General features: G+C 47.1%; 3 tRNA genes and 1 rRNA gene. All 4 read left to right on the top strand.

Features of this window, described 5'->3' with window-relative positions:
* Nucleotides 1-89, top strand: a 23S ribosomal RNA gene (locus ACTQ3A_RS13935); the annotation flags it as partial.
* A gap of 109 nt (nucleotides 90-198) precedes the next feature.
* Nucleotides 199-271: transfer RNA gene (locus ACTQ3A_RS13930), tRNA-Asn, on the top strand.
* Nucleotides 272-306: 35 nt separating this feature from the next.
* Nucleotides 307-378 (top strand) — tRNA-Glu (locus ACTQ3A_RS13925).
* A gap of 13 nt (nucleotides 379-391) precedes the next feature.
* Nucleotides 392-463: transfer RNA gene (locus ACTQ3A_RS13920), tRNA-Cys, on the top strand.
* The last annotated feature ends 136 nt before the right edge of the window (nucleotides 464-599 follow it).

The following is a 599-nucleotide window of genomic DNA, read 5'->3' as shown; positions in this document are numbered from 1 at the left end:
CCTTAAAGACGATAAGGTTGATAGGGCAGAGGTGGAAGTGCCGTAAGGCATGGAGCTGACTGTTACTAATCGGTCGAGGGTTTGACCTGAAGCATAAGTTGGAACGGAAGAGGGGATCCGGAGACGGATTCCCGGGAAGAGTTTGTGTATTCAGTTTTGAAGGTATGTACCTTCTCATAATTTAAGGAAATGAAATATTCCTCCTTAGCTCAGTCGGTAGAGCGCATGACTGTTAATCATGATGTCGGCGGTTCGAGTCCACCAGGGGGAGCTTACCTTTGTTTAAGGGTAATGATTGGTTTCTATGGCCCGGTGGTCAAGCGGTCAAGACATCGCCCTTTCACGGCGGTAACACGAGTTCAATTCTCGTCCGGGTCATCCAATATTATATGGCGTGGTAGCCAAGTGGTAAGGCAATGGTCTGCAACACCAGTATGCGCCGGTTCAAATCCGGCCCACGCCTCTTCAGGAATCCAGTATAACTGGGTTCCTTTTTACTGTATAGCCTAATAAGTTGTGGGGCCAAGCCCCATTAAAAAAGCGCAAAAAACCCCTATCCAATCTAAACGTGCTTTTATGGGGTAAAATATCAAATGCTA

This window comes from Bilifractor sp. LCP21S3_F8 (assembly GCF_052117805.1).
GTDB lineage: Bacteria > Bacillota > Clostridia > Lachnospirales > Lachnospiraceae > Bilifractor.
This window is presented reverse-complemented; position numbering and strand designations above follow the sequence as displayed.